Origin of the sequence: Embleya scabrispora, assembly GCF_002024165.1 — a bacterium.
GTDB classification, from domain to species: Bacteria; Actinomycetota; Actinomycetes; order Streptomycetales; family Streptomycetaceae; genus Embleya; species Embleya scabrispora_A.
In genome coordinates this window covers 1,034,749-1,054,729 of record NZ_MWQN01000003.1, presented here as the reverse complement: position 1 = coordinate 1,054,729, position 19,981 = coordinate 1,034,749, and the positions used below count along the sequence as shown (strand labels likewise).

The following is a 19,981-nucleotide window of genomic DNA, read 5'->3' as shown; positions in this document are numbered from 1 at the left end:
AGGTGGTCCCCGTGTTCTCGACCGTGCTCATCGCCAACCGCGGCGAAATCGCCCTGCGGGTCGCCCGCACCTGCCGCGAAATGGGCATCCGCAGCGTGGCCGTGTACTCCACCGCGGACCGGGAATCCGCAGTGGTGCGCTTCGCGGACGAGGCCGTGCACATCGGTCCGCCGCCGGCCAGGTCCAGCTATCTCAACATGCCCGCGATCATCGAGGCGGCCCGGACCACGGGGGCGGAGGCGATCCATCCCGGCTATGGATTCCTGTCCGAGGACCCCGACTTCGCCGAGATCTGCGAGGCGAACGGGATCACCTTCATCGGTCCGCCGCCGCACGTGATGCAGCGGCTCGGCGACAAGAGCGATGCGCGTGCGGTGATGGCGGCGGCCGGACTGCCGGTACTCCCGGGCAGCGACGGCGCGTTGGGCTCGCCGACGGAGGCCGCCGAGATCGCCGCGCGAGTCGGCTATCCGGTGATCCTCAAGGCGGTGGCCGGCGGCGGCGGTCGCGGGATGAGCGTGGTCCGCGACCCGGACGAGCTGGCCTGGGCCTACCAGGACACCCGCGCCCGTGCCCGAGCCGTCTTCGGTGACGAACGGCTCTACCTGGAGCGCTACATCGACGGCGCCCGGCATGTCGAGGTGCAGGTGTTGTGCGACGGCCGCGGCGGCGCCGTGCACCTGGGCGAGCGGGACTGCTCCGCGCAGCGCAGGCACCAAAAACTGGTCGAGGAGTCGCCTGCCCCGAACCTGCCGGCCGAGACGCGCGAGGCGATGTGCGCGGCGGCGCTGCGCGGGGCGACGGCGGTCGGCTACGTGGGTGCGGGCACCTTCGAGTTCGTGGTCACGCCCGCGAACCGGTTCCACCTCCTGGAGATCAACTGCCGGATCCAGGTGGAGCATCCGGTCACCGAGATGGTCACCGGCGTGGACATCGTGCGCGAACAGCTCACCATCGCCGCCGGCGCGCCGCTGACGTTCGGTCAGGACGACGTGGTCCCACGCGGGGTGGCGATCGAATGTCGCGTCAACGCCGAGGATCCGGCCCGGGCCTTCGCGCCCACGCCGGGCCGATTGGCGGAGTTCGTGCCGCCGGGCGGCCCGTGTGTGCGGATCGATACGCACGCCTATGCGGGCTGGACGGTCGGTCCGGACTACGACTCGCTGCTCGCCAAGGCGATCGTCTGGGCACCCGACCGGGAGCGGGCCATCGCGCGCGCCGAACGGGCGCTGGGCGAATTCCGGGTGGCCGGTGGCGGGGTGCACACCACGCTGGGCTTCCTGCGGCGACTGCTGGCACACCCGAGGTTCCGGGCCGGCGAGCACACCACGGACCTGGTGGACACGATGACCTCGGACGTCACCGAGCCCGCACCGGCCGAGCCCGCATCGGTGCCGTGAGGCCCGGCCCGGTCCGATCCGGTGCCCGGACCTGCTCCCGTTCCCGGACCCGTACCCGCTCCTGTTCCCTCACCCGTTACGGCTTTTCCCGGTTTCCCGGCTGTCCATCCCCGGTTTTCTGCGAAGGCGGATCATTCCCCATGCACTCCATGCACCCCTTGCACGCTCTGCCCGTACAACGGCTGCTTCCCCTCGGCTGCGTCACCGCGCTCGCGATCCTCGGCTCGGTGTTGGCGCCGACCGCGCGGGCGGACACCCGGCACGTCGTCCATCCGGGCGAGTCGATCCAGGCGGCGGTGGATGCCGCCGCGCCCGGGGACATCATCGAGGTGGCGCCCGGTACGTACGCCGGCAGCGTCCTGGTCCGCACCGATCGGCTGACGATTCGCGGGGCGGGTGAGCGTACGGTGCTCACTCCGGGTGAGGAGGACGCCACGAACGAGTGCGCGGCGGCCGGGAACGGTCTGTGCGTGGTCGGCACGGCCGAGCATCGGGTCGCGGACGTGCGGATCCAGTCGTTGACCGTCACCGGCTTCACGAAGACGGGTGTGATGGGCAGCGGCACCGAACGTATGCGGGTACGCCGGGTGTTCGCGCATCACAACGGTGAACACGGAATCGGCCAGGAGGATTCGGTCCGGGGCGAACTCACCGACAACACCGCCGAGGACAACGGCCAGGCCGGATTGTTCCTGGCGGACACCGCCGATGCGATGGGCGCGAGTATCGCCCGCAACCACTCGACCGGCAACCGGCTCGGCGTACTGATCCGGCGCGGACGGGAGTTGGCGATCGAGCGGAACGAGCTGACCGGGAACTGCGCCGGGGTCTTCGTCGTGGGCGACGACAAGGAGCCCGCCGCCGGGTCGCTGGCGATCCGGGGCAATCGCATCGACGAGAACAACAAGTATTGCCCGCCGAATCCGCGACTGGCCTTCATCCAGGGTTCCGGCATCGTGCTCACCGGCGCCCGGGAGACGCAGGTGACGGACAATCAGGTGCGGGACAACCAGGGGGAGTCGCCGATGTCGGGCGGCATCGTGGTGATGCCCAGTCAGGCCGGGCGGCCGACCGTGGGCAACCTGATCCGGGGCAACGTCGTGACGGGCAACGCGCCTTCGGACCTGGCGAATCGGGTCGACACCGAGATCAACACGTTCGAGGCGAACGTATGTGAGCGGTCCGAGCCCACCGGGCACTGCTGACGGGCCGTCGGGAAGGGGCCGACCCACCCGGGCCGGAGGCGCGTCGGCGTCTCCGGCCCGGGTCAGTGCCGTTCGGGGGCCATGCCGGGCATGATCGTGTCGGGCGGGGCGTCGCCGTAGCCGAGGGTGGCCATCATTCCCAACTCGCTGTGGTAGACGTTGTGGCAGTGCAGCATCCACTCGCCGGGGTTGTCGGCGAGCAGGTCCACGGTGACGGTCTCCCGGGGGCGGACCACCACGGTGTCCTTGAGCGGCCCGCCGCCGCCGGACCGGCGCACCCGGAAGGTGTGTCCGTGCAGGTGGACGGGGTGCCAGATGCGGGAGTTGTTGGTGAAGGACAGGCGGACCCGTTCGCCGTCGGCGACCGCCACCCGCACCGATGTGTCGTCGGGCGCGTCCGCCGTGCCGATCGTCCACGACGTGCCGCGCGCACCACCCGTGCGCAGTACCAGGTCCACCTCGCGGGCCGGTTCGTCGCCCGGGTCGACCGACGGGTCGGCGGTCAGGTCGGCGAGGTCGAGCACCCGGCGATCCAGTTCCGGGACGTCGGCCGAGGCCGGCGGGGCGTCGCCGGTCGAGGTGCGGACCACCGCGAAGGCCCGGGCGTTCTTGCCCTCCGCGGCGGCGACCAGCGGGAACACCCCGTCCTCGAGGGTGACCAGCACGTCGTAGCGCTCGCCCATCCCGATCAGCAGCGTGTCCACCCGCACCGGCAGCACCGGGAAGCCGTCGGTGTGGGTGACGGTCAGCCGGTGGCCGCCCAGCGCGACCCGGAACGCCGTGTCCGCGCCGGCGTTGATCAGGCGCAGGCGCACCCGCCGACCCGGTGCCTCCTCGAACACCTCCGGGGCCTCCGGGGCGCGGCCGTTGACCAGGTAGTGGGGGTAGGCGACGTGTCCGGCGCTGCCGCCGAGGAGGGTGCTTCGCATGTCCTGCGGTGATTTGGGGTTGCCGCGCAGTTCCGTCAGGACCGCGTCCGGGTCGGTGCCCGTGCCGTCGATCCAGTCGTCGAGCACGACGGTCCACTCCGCGTCGTAGGACAGCGGCTCGGCCGGGTCCTCGACCACCAGCGCGCCGTAGAGCGCGCGGTCGAGTTGGGTACCCACGTGCGAGTGGTAGAAGTACGTGCCCGGGTCGGGCACGACGAAGCGGTAGTCGAAGTCGCCGCCCGCCGGAACCGGGGCCTGGCTGAACCCGGGGGCGCCGTCCATCCGCTGGTCGATCCGTACTCCGTGCCAGTGCACCGTGGTGTCCTGCGGCAGGTCGTTGCGCAGCCGAGCGGCCACGGTGCCGCCGGCCGCGACGCGGATCTCCGGGCCGGGGATGCGGTCGCCGAATCCCCAGGTGGCCACGTCGCGCGCGCCCAGGTCGACCGTGGTCGGCGCGGCGGTGAGCAGGACCGCGACATCGGCGGCCGAGCCGGCGCGGGAAACCGGCGCGAGGGTCGCGGGGGCGCCGGTGCCGAACCGGGTGCCGGTGCCGGCGGCGAGCAGCGCGGCGGTGCCGGCCGTACCGAACAGCAGCGAGCGGCGGGTGGGGTGGGAGGGGACAGGCAACGGTGCGGCCCTGCTTCCTTGAGGTCGGCTCGCGATGGGGGCGTCGCCCGCCGGAGGTGCCGGCGGGATCCGGCGCGAGTACCCCGCCCCGGTCCCGCGAACACGCCCTGGCGCCGGGCCACTCCGTCGGCCGCGATCCGTGCCGCCGGTCGGGTGAACGAGCGCGAACGCCAGTTGCCTCCCGGAATTCCCCTCGTTGCACCGGTCGATCGCGCCACCCGCGGCGCCATCCGAAACGGAGATCACATGTACACGTTCAAGAAGTCGGCCTCCGTGGCCGCCGGTGTCGCAGCTCTCGTCATGGCGGGTGCCGGCGTCGCCAGTGCCGGGTCCGAGGCGAATGGCGCGGCGGTCGGCTCGCCCGGCGTGTTGTCCGGCAACAACATCCAGGTTCCGATCCACGTGCCGATCAACCTCTGCGGCAACAGCATCAACATCATCGGGCTGTTCAACCCGACGATCGGCAACGTCTGCGCGAACGTCGACGGCGGCTACGGCGACGAGCACGGCAAGCACGAGGCCCCGCACCACGGTGACCACCACGAGGCCCCGCACCACGGTCAGCACGGCTGATCCGAGGTTCGTGCCGTCCGTCCTCCGCTGACGGCGCGTGACACCGATGTACCGGCGGCCCCCCGATGCGGACGGATCCGAGGGGCCGCCACACGCGGCCGGTGGCGGCGCTCCCCCTGCGGCGCGGCCCCGGCTTCGTCGTGTGCGCGACGGGCTACGGTTTGCGGCCCACCGCGCCCCACATGGCCACCTCGGGGGCGCGGACCGCGGTGTCCGGCCGCCAGTGGGAACAGGTGACGACGCCCGGTTCGAGCAGTTCCAGGCCGTCGAAGAAGCGGGCGATGCCCTCTGGTGAGCGCTGCTTGAGCTTGGGCGTGCCGTGCGCGTTCCAGAAGGCCACCGCGTCGTCCACATCCGGCGGCGCGGGCGGACTGGTCACCGTGTGGGACAGCGCGAGATGGCTGCCGGACGGAAGCGCGTCCAGGAGGCGGCGTACCGTGCCGTAGGCCTCGTCGTCGTCGTTCACGAAGATGATCACGCCGAGCAGGACCAGGGCGATGGGGCGGTCGAAGTCGAGGGTCTTCGACGCCCGGGCCAGGATCTCGTCGACGTCGCGCAGATCGGCGTCGATGTAGCGGGTGGCCCCCTCCGGACTGCTGGTCAGCAGCGCCCGGGCGTGCACCAGCACCAGGGGATCGTTGTCGACGTAGACGATGCGGGATTCCGGCGCCACACTCTGTGCGATCTCGTGGGTGTTCCCGGCCGTCGGCAGTCCGGTGCCGATGTCCAGGAACTGCCGGATGCCCAGATCGTGGGCCAGATAGCGGATCGCCCGACCGAGGAACTGCCGGTCGGCGAGGGCGTAATCGCGGGTGCCGGGGTGGATCGCGGCGATCTGGTCGCCGGTCTCCCGGTCCACGGGGTAGTTGTCCTTGCCGCCGAGCCAGTAGTTCCACACCCGGGCGGTATGCGCCACCTCGGTGTCGATCTTCCGCTCTGGTAAAGCCGATTCGGCGTCGGGTATGAACTCGGCCACGAACTCTCAACTCCGGATGCCGTGTGGGGTGGTCCAGGCCAATCTAGGGGCCCGTCGCCCCGAGACGGCAGGCGTGGCGGTGAATCTTCCGTCGCGGTCGGCAAAGTTTTCCGGGCGGCGGCGGAACGCCCCGTTTCGGTGGGCCTGTTCGGCCACCATCGGACGTGGCGTTCAGCCGGAACTCGTGGACATCGTCCCCGGGTTCGTGGACATGGCTTGTTCGGGTGGTCGATGGGTGTTGATGACCGTTGGGCGAACGATAGCCGTCCATTGGCCGACATGGGGCGATTGTGCTCATCGGATGCCCCCGGACTGCCACCGCCGGCCGGTCGGGGTCGGGGGCGGGATCGTGGATGAGCGAGGAAATCGTGGCAGACGAAACCATGGAAGATGTGCGTGCCGGGGTGCGCGCGACCTACGTGGCGGCAGCGAGCGCCGTGCCGGCCGGGGGCACCGGGCCGACAAGCCGCAGGTGTGTTGCTGCGATCGGTGATTTCGGGGTCGGCGGCGGGGGCGGGGATGTGACCCGCCGTCGACTCCGCCGCCGCCCGGTCGGTGGGGCGGTGCGGCATCCTGGAAGGGAACCGAAGTCGTCGTGCGGAGGAGGAGTTCCGTGACCGAGCGCAAACCGCCCGAGGTTCCGTTCGATTCGTGGGTGGACCGGCAGATCGACGCCGCCGCCGCACGGGGCGAGTTCGACGACCTTCCCGGGGCCGGCAAACCCTTGGCCGCGATCGATGCGCCCTATGACGAGCTGTGGTGGGTGCGCCGCAAGATGCAGAGCGAGGGCATCTCCGTACTGCCGCCGACCCTGGCGCTCCGCAAGGAGGCCGAGGACACGATGGCGGCGATCGAGCGGGCTCGCTCGGAGCGTGAGGTCCGGCGCATGGTCACGGAGATCAATACCAAGATCGTCGCCGCGTTGCGGATGCCGCCGCCCGGACCGGTGTTGGGCCTTCGGCCGTTCGACGAGGAGGAGGCCGTCACCCGGTGGCGGGCGGCGCGGCCGGAGCCGGCGGCGCCGGCTGATCCGGTGGGTACGGACGGGCGCCGGCGCGGGTCGTCGGGGTGGCGGCCCTGGCGGCGGCGTCGGGTGGGGTAGGCGCGGGGCGGGACCGCCGGCGGGTCGGCGCCCGGCCGGGACGGAGACCGCCGGCTCGACGTGGCCCCGGTGGTGCCGAGGCGGGTCGTCGAGCCGGCGATCGTCCGCGGAACCGGGCGGACCCGGGCTGGTTCAGGCCGCGGGGCCGGTGAACAGGCCGCGACCGGTCTTGACCGCTCGTCCGGCCTTGACCAGACCCTCGGTCGAGGTGCGCACGCTCTCCATGCGGCTCTTGGTGGCGACCTCCCCCAGGGCCTCGGTGAGCTGACGTACGTTCATCGGCTCGCCGGTGCCCGCCAACAGCGCGGCGATCTCGTCGCGCAGGTGGGAGCGGACCGGACGGGTCGCCGGCGCGGCCTCGGGCGCGGGCGCCTCCGGAGCCTTGGCCTTGGCGACCGGGGTCGCCTTGGCGGCCTTGGTCGCGGTGCCCGCCTTGGCGCCGGCCCGCTTGGTGGCGCTCGGCTTGGCGGTGCTCGGCTTGGCGTTGGTCGCCTTCGCCGCGGCGCCGGCCTTGGCGCGGGTGGACTTCCTGGCCGCCGGCTTGCCGGCCGGAGCCTTGCGGGCGGAGGCGGACTGTATCCGCGTCTGCTCCGCCACCGCCGCGACCGCCTGCTTCTTGCGGCGCGGGGCCGGAACGGTCGCCGCCGGGGTCTCCGGAGCGGCCGGTTCGGGCGTTGCCTCGACGACCGGCTCGGGCGAGGCGGTGGCCTCGACCTCGGGCGCGGCCGCCACGGCGGGCTCGGCCTCGGGCACCGGGGCGACCTCGGCGACCGGCTCCGCCGCGGCCTCCTCGGCCGGCGCCGGCGCGGGCGCGGTCAGCGGGCGAATCAGCGCCAGTTGCTCCACCGCGCTCAGTCGAGCGCTCAACTGGGCCTCGACCAAGGCCAGTTCCTCTTGCAGCCGGTCCCGTCGCCCGGCGAGTTCCGTGGCCTCCTTTTCCAATGCAACTCTCAGTTCGTCAACCGACGATGCGACCATCCGGCGACTCCTTTTCGTGGTTCGGCATCGGGTCGGGGCAGTCGTGTTCCGGCGGACCGGAGCACGTTGTTCCCCCTCGGCGGGCGGGGGCATCCCACCCGCGCTGGGTCCATGATCGCCCGTTCCGCGCGTGACATGCACCAAAACACGTTTCCGCGTGCGGAATTGCCCGAAGAAAGCTTGGATCGGCCGCTCTGTGTGCGGTGTTGCGGACGGGTTGTGACATGGGAAACCGGGTTCGGGGGTTTCGCGGCGGTGTCGAGGCCCGGATTCGGCAGTGCCGATGTGATGTCGAGCGCGGTTCGGGTGTGGTTTCGGCGCGGGAGTGAGGGACGGGTGCCGGTGGGTGCGGTGGGTGCGGTGTGCGTCGGCGGGTGCCGGATCCGGGCCGGAAGCGCTGCCCGGTGGCGACGGCTTCCGTTGATGTTGTATTGAAAATGAAAACCATTCCCGATACCGTCGCGACGGATCGATGCTCTGCGAGAGAGCCGTCGCCGCGGTCGGAGAGGGAGTTCGGTGGGTCATCTGTTGGTTGTCGAAAGCTGGGTCGGGGCGATGAGCGGGTTGTTGCCCCGGGCGATCCACGAGGCCGGACACGAGTTCACGTTCCTCACCCGGGATCTGCACCACTACCTGCGCGCAACGTCCGGCGCGGCGCCGCATCCGCTGTTGTCCGCGCGCAACATCGTCACGACGGAGACCAACGACGCGGCGGAACTGCCGGCCGCGGTCGAACGACTGCACGAGGTGTTCGCGTTCGACGGGGTGTTGTCCGCGTGCGACTACTACCTGCCGGCCACCGCGCGGATCGCCGCCCGGCTCGGGCTGCCCGCTCCCGCGCCGGAGGCGGTGGAGGCGGCCTGCCGCAAGGATCTGACCCGACTGCGCCTGGCCGACGCCGGCGTCCCCGGCCCGCGCTTCGCGCTGTGCGCGGACCGGGCGCGGGCACGTGCCGCGGCGCGCGAGATCGGCTACCCCGTCGTGGTCAAGCCGGTGGACCTGTGCGCCGGGATGTTGGTCCGCGTCGTCCACGACGAGGTCGAACTGGCCCGCGCACAGCGGGCGATCACGGACCTCACGGTGAACGCGCGCGGACAGCGCCGGGCGCCGGTGGTGCTGATCGAGGAATACCTGACCGGCCCCGAAGTCAGCGTCGAGACGGTCACCCGGGCAGGGCACACCCACGTCGTCGGCGTCACCGACAAGAGCCTGGGCGCCGAGCCGACGTTCGTGGAGACCGGACACATGTTCCCGGCCGCCCTGGACCCGGACGGGATGCGGGCCGCCGCGGACACCGCCGTACGCGCGGTGGAGGCGCTGGGCCTGGACCACGTCGTGGCGCACACCGAGATCCGCCTCACCCCCGGCGGGCCGCGAACGATCGAGGTCAACCCCAGGCCGGCGGGCAATCGCATCACCGAACTGATCCGGCACGTCACCGGCGTCGACCTGGTCGTGGCCTGTGTCGACGTCGCGCTCGGCCGGCGTCCCGACCTCACGGTGCGCGAGACCGGCGTCGGCAGTGCGGCCATCGGTCTGCTGCTGCCGGACGAACGCGACCTGTCGGCCGACGGGACGGGTACGCTCGCCGGCATCGACGGCGCCGACGCGGTACGCGGCGAGCCGGGCGTGGTCGAGCTGACCCTGGCCGAACCGGGGCGGGCGGTACGGGCCGCGACCAGCAACAACGAATACCTGGGCCACGTGCTGACCGCCTCCCGGGGCGCCGGGGCGCGCGAGTCGGCCGAGCGCATGCTGGGTCGGCTGCGCCCCCGCTACGCGGCCGTGTCGGCGGTGTCCGGGTGAGCCGGCCGCGATCCGTGCCCAAGCCCCCGGGCACCCTCGACGAACTGCTCGTCCGGGTCCGCGCCGGGGAGTTCGGGGCCGACCCGAACCAGGAGCGGGTGAGCACCGCCTTTCGCACCGTGCAGGCCGTCCGGCACGCGGAACGCGCCACCGGCTACCGCAACGAGGTGCTGAGTGTGCGATTGGGCGCGGTGGTCGGCTCGTGTGGCGCCGAACCGGGCACGCTGCCCGCCGACACCATCGACGACTGCGTCGGGGCCCGCGTCGCCGACCTGCTGGCGCATCCGCTCGCGCCGGTCCGGATCGCCGCCCTGGACGCCCACCTGATGCGGGCCCGCCCGCACGGCCCCGAGCACGGCGCCAGGGCGTACCCGCTGCCGGCCGGGAGCTCGCTGACCAAGTCCCGGGCCCGCGCCCGCGCCGTGGTCGACCTGCTGCCGCCGGAGCGGGTGCGCACCGTACTGGTCGTGGGCGTGGTCAATTCGCTGCTGGAGCGGCTGCGCACGCTCGGAATCGGCTGCGTGCCGTGCGATTTCGCGGGTGGGCGCACCGAATGGGGCGAGGAGATCCGCCGCGACGCCGAAGCCGAACTGGACCGCTGCGACGCGATCCTGGCCTCCGGCATGACGCTGGGCAACGACACCTTCGAGCCGCTGCGCGTCCACGCCGCGAGCACCGGCAAGCCGCTGGTGATGTTCGCCCAGACCGGCAGCGCGATCCTGCCGCACTTCGTCGGCGCGGGGGTGAGCGCGGTGTGCGCCGAGCCCTATCCGTTCTTCTGGCTGGACGGCGGCCCCGGTGTGGTCCACCGCTACGGCGGGCCGAGTGCCGGGCGCCGGTCCGGAGATCCGGGCGCGGTGCGCCGGGCCGAGGGTGCGAGTGCGGCGCGTCGATCCGGAGGTGCCGCGTGAACACCGTCCCGTTTCCGCGCGCCGCCGGTTCGACCGGTGCCAACCCCGACCTGCTGGCGCTGCTCGGCCACACCCCCGTGGTCCGCGTGGGCATCGAACTGCCCTGCCCGCACCCGGGGTTTTGGGCCAAGCTCGAATACCTGGGCGCGGGCGGCATGAAGGCGCGGGCCGCCGTGTCGATGCTGCGCGGCGCCCGCCGACGCGGCGAACTGCGCCCGGGCGCGCTCGTGGTCGAGTCCACCTCGGGCACGCTGGGCATCGGCCTGGCCTTCGCCGGCCAGGCCCTCGGCCATCCGGTCCGGCTCGTCGGCGACCGCGAACTCGAACCGTCCATGCGGCAGTTGTTGCGCGCGCACGGCGCCGAATTGGACCTGGTGGAACAACCGGCGGCGGTCGGCGGCTGGCAGGCCGCCCGACTCGCCCGGTTGCGCGAGATCCTGCGCGGCATCCCCGGCGCCTATTGGCCGGACCAGTACAACAACCCCGACAACCCGGCGGGCTACGCGTCGATGGCGGCCGAACTCGTCGATCAGCTCGACCACGTGGACATCCTGGTGTGCAGCGTGGGCACCGGCGGGCACAGCGCCGGACTGATCGGGCCGCTGCGCCGGCGCTGGCCGGCGCTGACCGTGATCGGCGTCGACTCGGTCGGCTCGACCATCTTCGGCCAGCCCGCCCGACCACGCCTGATGCGCGGCCTCGGCAGCAGCATCCGGCCGCGCAACGTCGCCCACCACGCGTTCGACGAGGTGCACTGGGTCGGCCCGGCCGCCGCCGTCGACGCATGCCGTCGGCTGGCCCGGGGCAGCTTCGTCAGCGGCGGCTGGAGCACCGGCGCGGTCGCCCTGGTCGCCGCGTGGGCGGCCCGGGTCCACCCCGGCACGACCGTGGCCACCATCTTCCCGGACGGCCCGCACCGGTACCTGGGCACCGTCTACGACGACGCGTTCTGCGCCGCGCACGGCCTCGACGGCGTGCGCGTGCCCACACACCCGGTGGAGATCCTGGACCCGGGGATCGTCGAGGTCGGCGGCTGGGCGCGCTGTCGGACAGTCGCGCGCACGCCGGGCGGCCCGGGGCCGTCGGCGCGGGAACACGCGCCCGCGTCGGCCGCCGTGCCCGTGCCCCGCGTGGCGAGCACGCCCGAGACCTCCATATCGGGGTCCGCATGAGGCTCACATGGCAGACCACCCGGCTCGAACTGGCCGAGCCGTTGCGCATTTCGCGGTCGGTGATGGCCGGGCGCGATGCCGTCTGGGTGCGTGTCGAGCACGAGGGCACGCACGGGTGGGGTGAGGCGCTGGGCAGCACTCGACTGGGGCTGGCGGCCGATGACATCGGGGCGGCGCTGGCGCGGGTGGCTCGGCCGTGGCTGGGGCGGTTCGGCGAACCGGAGAGTGCTTCGAGGGAGTTGGCCGGAACCGGACCGAGCGGGCTGCCGCTCGGGGTGCGGGCCGCGCTCGACGCGGCGTTGCTCGACCTGGTGGGCAAGCGTGCCGGGCGGCCCGTACATCGGCTGCTGGGCGCCGAACGGGCGCCCGTCGCGGTGACCGCCAGGACCATCGGGCTCGGCGGGATCGAGCACGCGGCCCACGCGGCGACACGGTGGGCCGGACTCGGGTTCACCGTGCTCAAGGTGAAGGCCGGTGCGCCCGATCCGGCGCACGATCTGGCCCGGGTCGCGGCCGTGCGCGACGCGGTGCCGGACGCGCGGCTGCTGCTCGATCCCAACGGCGCGTGGAGCGAGGCACGGACACTGGAACTGCTGCCGCGATTCGCCCTTCTCGGAGTCGAGGCGGTGGAGCAGCCGATCGCCGCCGGGCGGCCCGATGTGCTGGCGCGGATCGCCCGGCACGCGCCGATTCCGGTGATCGCCGACGAGGACGCGGTCACCCGTGAGGACGTACTGCGACTGGCGGGACGGATTCCCGGGGTCAACCTCAAACTCGCCGAATGCGGCGGTCCGCGCGCGGCGTCGCGGCTCGTCGAGGAACTGCGCGGCAGCGGTACCGAGATCATGTTCGGCTGCCTGACCGGCAGTTCGCTCGGCATCGCGCCCGCCGTACACCTCGTCGACCGGGCCCGCTGGGTCGACCTGGACGGGCATCTGCTGCTCGCGCACGATCCGTGGACCGGCGTGGGCGGCACCGACGGCACGGTGCGCGCCGCCGCACACACGCCCGGGCTCGGCGTGCGGCGCACGATCGGGGCCGACCGATGAGGACACTTCGCGCGGTGCGCGAATTCCCGCTCGCGGTGCGGCTGTTGCTGGTCAACCAGCTCGGCGTGAACACCGGCTTCTACCTGCTGATCCCGTATCTGGCCACGCACCTCACCGACGACCTGGGAATGTCCGCCGCCGTCGTCGGAATCGTCCTGGGCGTGCGCAACCTCGCGCAGCAGGGCCTGTTCATCCTCGGCGGATCCGCCGCCGACCGGCTCGGCGCGCGCGGCGTGATCATCGCCGGATGTGCGCTGCGCACCGTGGGGTTCGGGCTCTTCGCGCTGGGCGACGGACTGCCGGTACTGCTGGCCGCCGCGCTGCTCAGCGGACTGGCCGGCGCGCTGTTCAACCCGGCGGTGCGCACCTACCTCGCCCGTGAGGCGGGACCGCGCCGGGCCGAGGCGTTCGCCCTGTTCAACGTCTTCGCCACCACCGGCGCCCTGCTCGGCCCGCTGCTCGGCAGCCTGCTGCTCCTGGTCGACTTCACCGCCGCCGCACTGACCGCGGCCGTGCTGTTCGCGGCGCTGACGATCGCCCAGGCGCTCGTCCTGCCGGCGCGTCCGGTGCCCGCGCCGGAGCGGTCGGTGATCGCCGACTGGCGCGAAGTCGTGGGCAACCGCGCCTTCGTGGCGTTCTCGATCGCGATGGCCGGGCTGTACGGCCTGGAAACGCAGCTGTATCTGCTGCTCCCGGACGGGGTTCGGCACGCGACCGGCCAGGAGGCCGCGGTCGGGCTGCTGTTCCTCACCGGGACGGTCGCCAACCTGCTGCTGCAACTGCGGATCACCCGCCTCCTCCAGACCCGCGGCGACCGGACGCGGTGGATCACGATCGGAACGGTCGTGACGGGCCTGGCCTTTCTGCCGCCGATGGTGGTCGCCGGCGGCGCCGGCCCGGACGGGACCTTGGACGCGGTGGTGCGGATGGTGCCGCTGATCGTCGCCGCCCTGCTGCTGCATCTGGGCGTGATGATCGCCCAGCCGTTCGTGCTCGAACTGGTTCCCGCCTTCGGCCCGGACCGCTTGACCGGCACCTGCTTCGGGTTGTTCTACGCGGCGTCCGGCATCGCCGCGGCGGCCGGGAACGCCGGGATCGGCTGGGCGATGGACACCGGTTCGGACAGCGGCCGGGCGTGGTTGCCGTGGGCCTGCTGCGCGCTCCTCGGCCTGGTGTCGGCCTCGGCGATGGGATGGCTGCGCCGGGGCGGGACGCTGCCGCCGATCCCGCCCGGAACCGCCGCCGCCGAGCCGGCCGCGGCGCCGCGTACCCCCGACCACCCCGGGGCCGACCGCCGCGCGGCCGAGAACCCGCCCCGATGAGCATCCGCGACCAGTACGAAGCCGAGAGCGAACCGACGTGAATACCCGCAACCTCCTGACCGATACCCCCGAACTCTACGAACGCCGCTTCCCCGACCCCGGCCGGCTCGCCGCCCGGTGGACCGACGCGACCCTGCGGCGCCACGGCGCCGGGCCGCGCGTGCTGGACGTGGGGTGCGGCACCGGACGCGACGCGGCCTGGTTGCAGGCGCACGCCGGCCGCGAGGTGATCGGCATCGACACCTCGGCGGCGATGGTGCGCCACGCCCGCACCCACCACCCCGGCCCGGACTACCGCCTCGCCGACATGCGCGACTTCGACCTCGGCCGCGTCTTCGACGCCGTGGTCTGCCTGGACAGCGCGCTCCTGTACTGCCACGAGAACACCGACCTCGCGGCGTTCCTCGACCGGTGTCGGCAACACCTCGTGCCCGGCGGCCTGTTCGTCGCCGAGCTGCGCAACGGCGCCTATTTTCTGCAGGGCGCCGAGGGTGCCCGCCCCGAAACCGAACCCCGTACCGACACCGTCGTGCGCGCCGGGGTCACCTACACCTCGCGCACCACCCTGTGGATCGACCACAGAGCCCAACTGCTGCGCCGGCGACGGGAATGGACGTCGAACGACGGAGTGCCGGCCCGGGTGCAACTCTCCGCGTGGCGGCTGCTGTTCCCCCGCGAGCTGGGCTACTTCCTCGACGTCGCCGGCTTCGACGTGCTCGACCTCCACGACCGCCCGGGACCGCGTACCGACCCGCCCTGGACCGAGGGCGCCCCGTCCGCCACGACCGGGCACGGCGACCGCATGCACGTGGTCGCCCGCCGCCGCTGACCCGGCACCACCTCGCCCATTCCCACCGCCGACACGGAGAGAACGACCCATGAGCCGGATCCACCCCCGCATACCCCTCGGCGCATCCCGCGCCGGCACCTCACGCCGGGCCTTCCTGACCGCCGGGGGCGTCGCCGCGCTCACCCTGGCGGTGGGCTGCACCGGCGGCACGGCCGAGCCCGGGGCGCGCGCCGGTACGCCGGGCGAGGGAACCCCGAGGCGCGGCGGGCGGTTGCGGGCGGCCTTCCCGGGCGGCGGCGCCAACGAGACGCTGGATCCGCACCTGGCCAATCTGTTCGTCGACGTGGCCCGGGCCAAGGCGCTGTTCGACAAGCTCGCCGACTACGGCGCGGACCTGGCCCCGGTACCCCGACTCGCCGCCGGGTGGGAGCCGAACGCGACGCTGGACACCTGGCGGGTGCGGCTGCGCCCGGCGACCTTCCACGACGGCCGGCCGGTGACCGCCGAGGACGTGCTGTACAGCTTCCGCCGGATCGCCGACCCCGCGCGGGCGTTTCGGGCCAAGGCCGCGCTGGAGTCGATCGACCATGCCGCGAGCCGGGTGGTCGACCCGGCCACGGTGGAATTCCGGCTCAAGCTGCCCTATGCCGAGTTCCCCAACGTGCTCGCGGCTTTCGGCGCCTATATCGTGCCCGCCGGTGCGGACTCCTTCGAGCGGCCCGTGGGATCGGGGCCGTTCGTGTTCGGGTCGTTCAAACCCGGGAGTTCGCTGCTGCTGCGGCGCAACGACGGCTACTGGGACGGCGGTCCGCACCTGGACGAACTGGAGTTCGTGATCGCGGGCGAGGAGTCGGCGCGGACCAACGCGCTGCTCGGCGGTCAGGTCGAGTACGCGCACGAGTTGAACCCGGCCACCGCGCGGGTGCACGAGGGCCGGGGGCGGATCACCGTGCTGCGGCTGCGGAACAGCGCGATGCAGGGCTTCGTGATGAAGACCGATCGGCCGCCGTTCGACGACCGGCGCGTCCGGCAGGCGTTCTGCCTGATCGCCGACCGTCGAGAACTGGTGGACGGGGCGCTGTCGGGAGCCGGAGAGGTGGGCAACGACCTGTTCGGCAAGGGATATCGCTACTACGCGGCGAGCCTGCCGCAGCGCACCCAGGACCTGGCCCGGGCCCGGGCGCTGCTGCGCGAGGCCGGTGCCGAGGGATTGACGGTCACCCTGGACACCGCGCCCGCCGCCACCGGATTCGTCGAGGCCGCGGGGATCTTCAAGGAACAGGCGGCAAAGGCCGGGGTCACCGTGCAGGTGCGGATCGGCAACAAGGACACCTACTGGAAGGACATCCTCACCTCCGGCACCCTCGCGTCCTACCGCTCGGGCGCGATGCCGATCGAATCGCACGTCTCCCAGCGGCTGTTGACCGGATCCACCACCAACGCCACACACTGGCGGGACCGGGACTTCGACGAGTTGTACCGGCAGATCCAGTCCACCCCCGACGAGGCGTCGCGCACCGCGCTGTACGAGCGCATGCAGCGCCGCCTCCACGATGAGGGCGGGTTCTTGATCTGGGGCTTCGCGGACTGGATCGTGGCCACCGCGAACCGGGTGCGCGGGGTGGCGACGAACGCGCCCGCCAATACGCTGGACTGGGCCCGATTCGACAAGGTCTGGCTCGGGTGAGCGCGGATCGTGGCCGCCCGGCACGCCGACTGCTGCTCGGTCCGGTCCAGATCGCGGCCGTGGTGGTGCTGATCTTCGCGTTGACCGAGGCGCTGCCCGGGGACGCGGCGGTGGCCCTGGCGGGCGACCAGCCCGACCCGGAACGGATCGCGCGGATCCGGGAGTCGATGGGTCTGGATCGTTCGGTCGGTGGGCGGCTCGGCGCCTGGATCGAGCGTCTGGCGCACGGTGACCTGGGCACCTCGCTGGTCTCGGGCCGGCCGGTCGCCGACCTGCTCGCCGACGGGTTCGGCCCGACGCTGGTACTGGCCGGGGTCACGGTCGTGCTGCTCGTGCCGCTGTCGGTGGGTCTGGGGGTGCTCGCCGCGCGGCGCGAGGGTGGTCCGGTGGATCGCCTGATCAGCGCGCTGACGGCGGCGGTGCACGCGGTTCCGGAGTTCGCGCTCGGAGTGTTGCTGGTCACGCTGTTCGCGCTGGAACTGCGGTGGTTGCCGCCGACGGCGGTGGGCACCGACGGTGATCTGCTCGGCCGTCCGGCAGTGCTGGTGCTGCCGGTGGTGGTGCTGCTGTCCCGGCCGGTGTGTACGATCGCCCGGCTGGTGCGGGCGGGCATGATCGAGGCGATGGCGTCGCCGTACGTGGCACACGCGCGACGGCAGGGCCTGTCCGGTGCCCGGGTGTGCTGGACGCATGCGCTGCCGAACGCCCTTGCCCCCGCGAGCCAGCAACTCGCCCGTACCTGCGACTGGTTGCTGGGCGGCGTGATCGTGGTCGAGGCGCTGTTCGTGATCCCCGGACTCGGCACCGTGCTGGTGGACGCGGTCGCCGCCCGCGACATCCCGGTGATCCAGGGGCTGGCGCTGGTGTTCGGTGTGGTGACCGTTTCGGTCAACCTCGTCGCCGACCTTGTGACGTTGCGGCTGGCGCCACGCGTGGAGGTGGCGGCGTAGTGAACTCGACTCCCGAAAGGCCTAGGCGGGGCGAGCGGGCCGGCCGGCGGTATGCGGTGGCGCTCGGGTTGATCGGGCTGCCGCTGCTCATCGCGTTGATCGGGCCGGAGTTCGCGGGACCGGTGCAGCCGCGGGCGGTGTCGTTCAGCGCCGGCGAAGGGCATTGGCTGGGCACCGACTTCGCCGGACGCGACGTGTGGCGGCAGGTGTTGCTCGGCGGGCGATCGGTGGTGTTGGTGGCGGTGGCCGCGACGGTCCTGGCCTACGTGGTGGCGGTGCCGCTCGGGCTGGCCGCCGCGGCGACGCGGCGCGGATGGGTGGCCGAGGCGCTGATGCGGCCGCTGGACGTGCTGATCGCGGTGCCGTCACTGCTCGTCGTGCTGCTCGTGGCCGCGCTGTTTCGGCCGGGACCGGCCGAACTGGTCCCGGTGATCGCCCTGGTGGCGATGCCGGACGCCGCACGGGTGGTGGCCGCGGCGGGCACCGAGGTGGCGGCGCGACCCGCCGTCGAGGCGCTGCGGATGCAGGGCGAGTCCTGGTGGCGGATCACCGTCGGCTACCCGCTGCGGGCGATCCGGCGCACGCTGGCCGCCGACGCGGGGACCCGGCTCGCGAGTGCGCTGTACCTGGTGGCGACCGCCGCGTTCCTGGGCGTGGGCGTGGCCCCGGACGCCGCCGACTGGGCGGTGATGGTGGACCGCAACCGGCCCGGTCTGTTCCTTCAGCCGTGGGCCGTGGGAGTACCGGCGGCGCTGATCGTGGCGCTGTCGATGGGCACGAATCTGGCGTTCGACACGGCTCTGCGGACGCCGCCGGGCGGGCGGGGGAGGAACGATGAACGACGCTGAACCCGTGGCGGTCGTCCGCGCGTTGCGGGTGGAGGCGGGTGGTCGGACGATCGTGGACGGGGTGGATCTGACCCTGCGGGCCGGGCGGATCACCGCGCTGGTGGGGTCGTCGGGCAGCGGCAAGACCACCACCGCGCTGGCGCTGCTCGGCGAATTCCCGCCCGGCGCCCGGGTGACGGGCGAGGTACGGGTCGTGGGCGGGGGAGCGGTCGGGTACGTCCCGCAACATCCCGGCACGGTGCTCAACCCGGTGCGTCGGGTCGGCGTGTTGTTGCGGGACATCGCGCGGACACGCGCGCGGGGCCGGGGTTCGCGCCGGGCAGCGGTGGACGCGGCGTTGCGGGCGGCGCGGATCGAGCACCCGGAAGAGGTCGTACGGCGCTTCCCGCATCAGCTCTCCGGCGGGCAGCAGCAACGTGTCGTGGTGGCCCAGGCGTTGCTGCTCGGAGCGCGGGTCGTGGTCGCCGACGAGCCGACCACGGGACAGGACGCGCTGACCAAGCAGGGTGTCGTGGAGCGGCTGGCGGCCCTGGCCGGGGAGGGGATCGCGGTGTTGTTGCTCAGCCACGACCTCGACGTGGTGCGCCGAATCGCGGACGAGGCGGTGATGTTGGCCGATGGGCGGCCGGTCGGGTTCGGGCCGCCGACACGGGTGCTGCCGGCGCCGGAGCGGGTGGAGGTTCGGCCGCCGGCGCCGGGGGCCGACACCGACCCCGACACCGACACGGACCCCGACACCGCCGTTCGGCTGGAGGTTCGAGACCTCACGGCCGGATACCCGGCGGGCATGCGACGCCGGGTGAGCGTACTGGATCGGGTGAGCCTGTCCGTCGCGCCCGGCGAATGCCTGGCCCTGGTGGGCCGTTCGGGCAGCGGCAAAACGACGCTGGGACGCTGCCTCGCGGGCCTGCACAGCGGATACCGAGGACGGGTCCGGTTCGAGGGGACCACGTTGCCCCGCTCGCTGCGTGGTCGTACCGCCGGTCAACTGGCGTCCGTGCAATACGTGTTCCAGGACGCACGGGCCTCGTTCGACGAGGGACGGCCGGTCGTGGACCAGGTGGCCCGAACCGCCGTGCGGCTGCGCGGGGCGCATCCGGACGCGGCTCGGACGCAGGCGCTGGACACGTTGGCCGAACTCGGTCTGGCCGCGCCCGTGGCGCAGCGGCGACCGGGCGCTCTGTCCGGAGGCGAGGTGCAGCGTGCCGCGTTGGCCCGAGCACTGCTTGCCCGACCCGGCGTGCTGGTCTGCGACGAGATCACCTCGGGCCTGGACGGCGCGGCCCGGGTCGAGCTGCTGGACCTGCTCGCCCGTTCCCGGGAACGCAGCGGCCTGTCTCTGGTGTTCATCACCCACGACCTGGCGGCGGCCGCACGGCTCGCGGACCGGATCGCGGTCCTGGACGCGGGCCGGCTGATCGAACAGGGCCCGGCCGGGCGGATCCTGACCGACCCTCGACAGACGTTCACCCGCAGGCTGGTACGCGCGGCCGGCGGTGCCGGGTCACGGCGCCGGGGAGACGACCACGGCGACCCGGCCGGTACGGACCTTCCCGGTCCCCCGCGGAGCGGCCGGGAGTGAACGCCGGCGATCGCGTCGAATCCGACCGGAGCCGGGCGAGCGGGCAACGCGGCCCGATCGGAGGTTGACGGACG

Annotated in this window: 17 protein-coding genes; 14 read left to right on the top strand and 3 right to left on the bottom strand. The window is 72.9% G+C overall.

The window, feature by feature from the left end:
• Nucleotides 1-11 precede the first annotated feature (11 nt).
• Nucleotides 12-1,400, top strand: a complete 1,389-nt coding sequence (locus tag B4N89_RS40215; RefSeq protein ID WP_078981645.1) for an acetyl-CoA carboxylase biotin carboxylase subunit — start codon at nucleotides 12-14, stop codon at nucleotides 1,398-1,400.
• Nucleotides 1,401-1,549: 149 nt separating this feature from the next.
• A complete protein-coding gene (locus tag B4N89_RS40210) occupies nucleotides 1,550-2,605 on the top strand; it encodes a right-handed parallel beta-helix repeat-containing protein (protein WP_078981644.1) in 1,056 nt (351 codons plus the stop codon).
• Nucleotides 2,606-2,667: 62 nt separating this feature from the next.
• On the opposite strand, the gene B4N89_RS40205 is transcribed toward B4N89_RS40210, so the two are convergent.
• Nucleotides 2,668-4,161 carry a multicopper oxidase family protein gene (locus B4N89_RS40205; protein ID WP_078981468.1) on the bottom strand — a complete coding sequence of 498 codons (1,494 nt, stop codon included), beginning with the start codon at nucleotides 4,159-4,161 and terminating at the stop codon, nucleotides 2,668-2,670.
• A gap of 246 nt (nucleotides 4,162-4,407) precedes the next feature.
• On the opposite strand from B4N89_RS40205, the gene B4N89_RS40200 reads away from it, so the two are divergent.
• On the top strand, nucleotides 4,408-4,734 hold the full coding sequence (locus B4N89_RS40200; RefSeq protein ID WP_078981467.1) for a chaplin: 327 nt from the start codon (nucleotides 4,408-4,410) through the stop codon (nucleotides 4,732-4,734).
• Between the two features lie 154 nt (nucleotides 4,735-4,888).
• Here B4N89_RS40200 and B4N89_RS40195 read toward each other — a convergent pair whose 3' ends face one another.
• On the bottom strand, nucleotides 4,889-5,710 hold the full coding sequence (locus B4N89_RS40195) for an SAM-dependent methyltransferase (RefSeq protein WP_078981466.1): 822 nt from the start codon (nucleotides 5,708-5,710) through the stop codon (nucleotides 4,889-4,891).
• A gap of 613 nt (nucleotides 5,711-6,323) precedes the next feature.
• On the opposite strand from B4N89_RS40195, the gene B4N89_RS40190 reads away from it, so the two are divergent.
• The gene (locus tag B4N89_RS40190; protein ID WP_078981465.1) at nucleotides 6,324-6,812 is read left to right on the top strand and encodes a DUF1992 domain-containing protein; all 489 of its coding nucleotides are present in this window, start codon (nucleotides 6,324-6,326) and stop codon (nucleotides 6,810-6,812) included.
• A gap of 132 nt (nucleotides 6,813-6,944) precedes the next feature.
• Here B4N89_RS40190 and B4N89_RS40185 read toward each other — a convergent pair whose 3' ends face one another.
• The gene (locus tag B4N89_RS40185) at nucleotides 6,945-7,790 is read right to left on the bottom strand and encodes a hypothetical protein (protein WP_143658251.1); all 846 of its coding nucleotides are present in this window, start codon (nucleotides 7,788-7,790) and stop codon (nucleotides 6,945-6,947) included.
• 516 nt (nucleotides 7,791-8,306) lie between these two features.
• Here B4N89_RS40185 and B4N89_RS40180 point away from each other — a divergent pair.
• The 10 genes from B4N89_RS40180 to B4N89_RS40135 are packed head-to-tail and all read left to right on the top strand — an operon-like array spanning nucleotide 8,307 to nucleotide 19,907.
• On the top strand, nucleotides 8,307-9,596 hold the full coding sequence (locus tag B4N89_RS40180; protein ID WP_078981463.1) for an ATP-grasp domain-containing protein: 1,290 nt from the start codon (nucleotides 8,307-8,309) through the stop codon (nucleotides 9,594-9,596).
• The gene (locus B4N89_RS40175; RefSeq protein ID WP_235619236.1) at nucleotides 9,593-10,507 is read left to right on the top strand and encodes a hypothetical protein; all 915 of its coding nucleotides are present in this window, start codon (nucleotides 9,593-9,595) and stop codon (nucleotides 10,505-10,507) included. The genes B4N89_RS40180 and B4N89_RS40175 overlap by 4 nt, the downstream gene beginning before the upstream one ends.
• The gene (locus B4N89_RS40170) at nucleotides 10,504-11,679 is read left to right on the top strand and encodes a PLP-dependent cysteine synthase family protein (protein ID WP_078981462.1); all 1,176 of its coding nucleotides are present in this window, start codon (nucleotides 10,504-10,506) and stop codon (nucleotides 11,677-11,679) included. Before B4N89_RS40175 ends, B4N89_RS40170 begins: the two co-directional genes overlap by 4 nt.
• Nucleotides 11,676-12,728, top strand: a complete 1,053-nt coding sequence (locus B4N89_RS40165) for an enolase C-terminal domain-like protein (protein ID WP_078981461.1) — start codon at nucleotides 11,676-11,678, stop codon at nucleotides 12,726-12,728. The genes B4N89_RS40170 and B4N89_RS40165 overlap by 4 nt, the downstream gene beginning before the upstream one ends.
• Nucleotides 12,725-14,050, top strand: coding sequence for an MFS transporter (locus B4N89_RS40160; RefSeq protein ID WP_078981643.1), 1,326 nt, complete (start codon nucleotides 12,725-12,727; stop codon nucleotides 14,048-14,050). The genes B4N89_RS40165 and B4N89_RS40160 overlap by 4 nt, the downstream gene beginning before the upstream one ends.
• 37 nt (nucleotides 14,051-14,087) lie before the next feature.
• The gene (locus B4N89_RS40155; protein WP_078981460.1) at nucleotides 14,088-14,879 is read left to right on the top strand and encodes a class I SAM-dependent methyltransferase; all 792 of its coding nucleotides are present in this window, start codon (nucleotides 14,088-14,090) and stop codon (nucleotides 14,877-14,879) included.
• 49 nt (nucleotides 14,880-14,928) lie between these two features.
• A complete protein-coding gene (locus B4N89_RS40150; RefSeq protein ID WP_078981459.1) occupies nucleotides 14,929-16,527 on the top strand; it encodes an ABC transporter substrate-binding protein in 1,599 nt (532 codons plus the stop codon).
• Nucleotides 16,524-17,477 (top strand): ABC transporter permease, encoded by a 954-nt coding sequence (locus tag B4N89_RS40145; RefSeq protein WP_078981458.1) that lies wholly within the window; start codon nucleotides 16,524-16,526, stop codon nucleotides 17,475-17,477. The genes B4N89_RS40150 and B4N89_RS40145 overlap by 4 nt, the downstream gene beginning before the upstream one ends.
• Nucleotides 17,477-18,325, top strand: coding sequence for an ABC transporter permease (locus B4N89_RS40140; RefSeq protein WP_078981457.1), 849 nt, complete (start codon nucleotides 17,477-17,479; stop codon nucleotides 18,323-18,325). The genes B4N89_RS40145 and B4N89_RS40140 overlap by 1 nt, the downstream gene beginning before the upstream one ends.
• Entirely contained in the window at nucleotides 18,312-19,907 is a 1,596-nt protein-coding gene (locus B4N89_RS40135) for an ABC transporter ATP-binding protein (RefSeq protein WP_078981456.1), read from the top strand. Before B4N89_RS40140 ends, B4N89_RS40135 begins: the two co-directional genes overlap by 14 nt.
• Nucleotides 19,908-19,981: the final 74 nt, after the last annotated feature.

Bases quoted from the DNA above. Each gene is read 5' to 3' on its own strand.
- B4N89_RS40210 (WP_078981644.1), top strand. From the start codon at position 1,550: ATGCACCCCTTGCACGCTCTGCCCGTACAACGGCTGCTTCCCCTCGGC.
- B4N89_RS40200 (WP_078981467.1), top strand. From the start codon at position 4,408: ATGTACACGTTCAAGAAGTCGGCCTCCGTGGCCGCCGGTGTCGCAGCT.
- B4N89_RS40185 (WP_143658251.1), bottom strand. From the start codon at position 7,790: ATGGTCGCATCGTCGGTTGACGAACTGAGAGTTGCATTGGAAAAGGAG.
- B4N89_RS40165 (WP_078981461.1), top strand. From the start codon at position 11,676: ATGAGGCTCACATGGCAGACCACCCGGCTCGAACTGGCCGAGCCGTTG.
- B4N89_RS40160 (WP_078981643.1), top strand. From the start codon at position 12,725: ATGAGGACACTTCGCGCGGTGCGCGAATTCCCGCTCGCGGTGCGGCTG.
- B4N89_RS40150 (WP_078981459.1), top strand. From the start codon at position 14,929: ATGAGCCGGATCCACCCCCGCATACCCCTCGGCGCATCCCGCGCCGGC.
- B4N89_RS40135 (WP_078981456.1), top strand. From the start codon at position 18,312: ATGAACGACGCTGAACCCGTGGCGGTCGTCCGCGCGTTGCGGGTGGAG.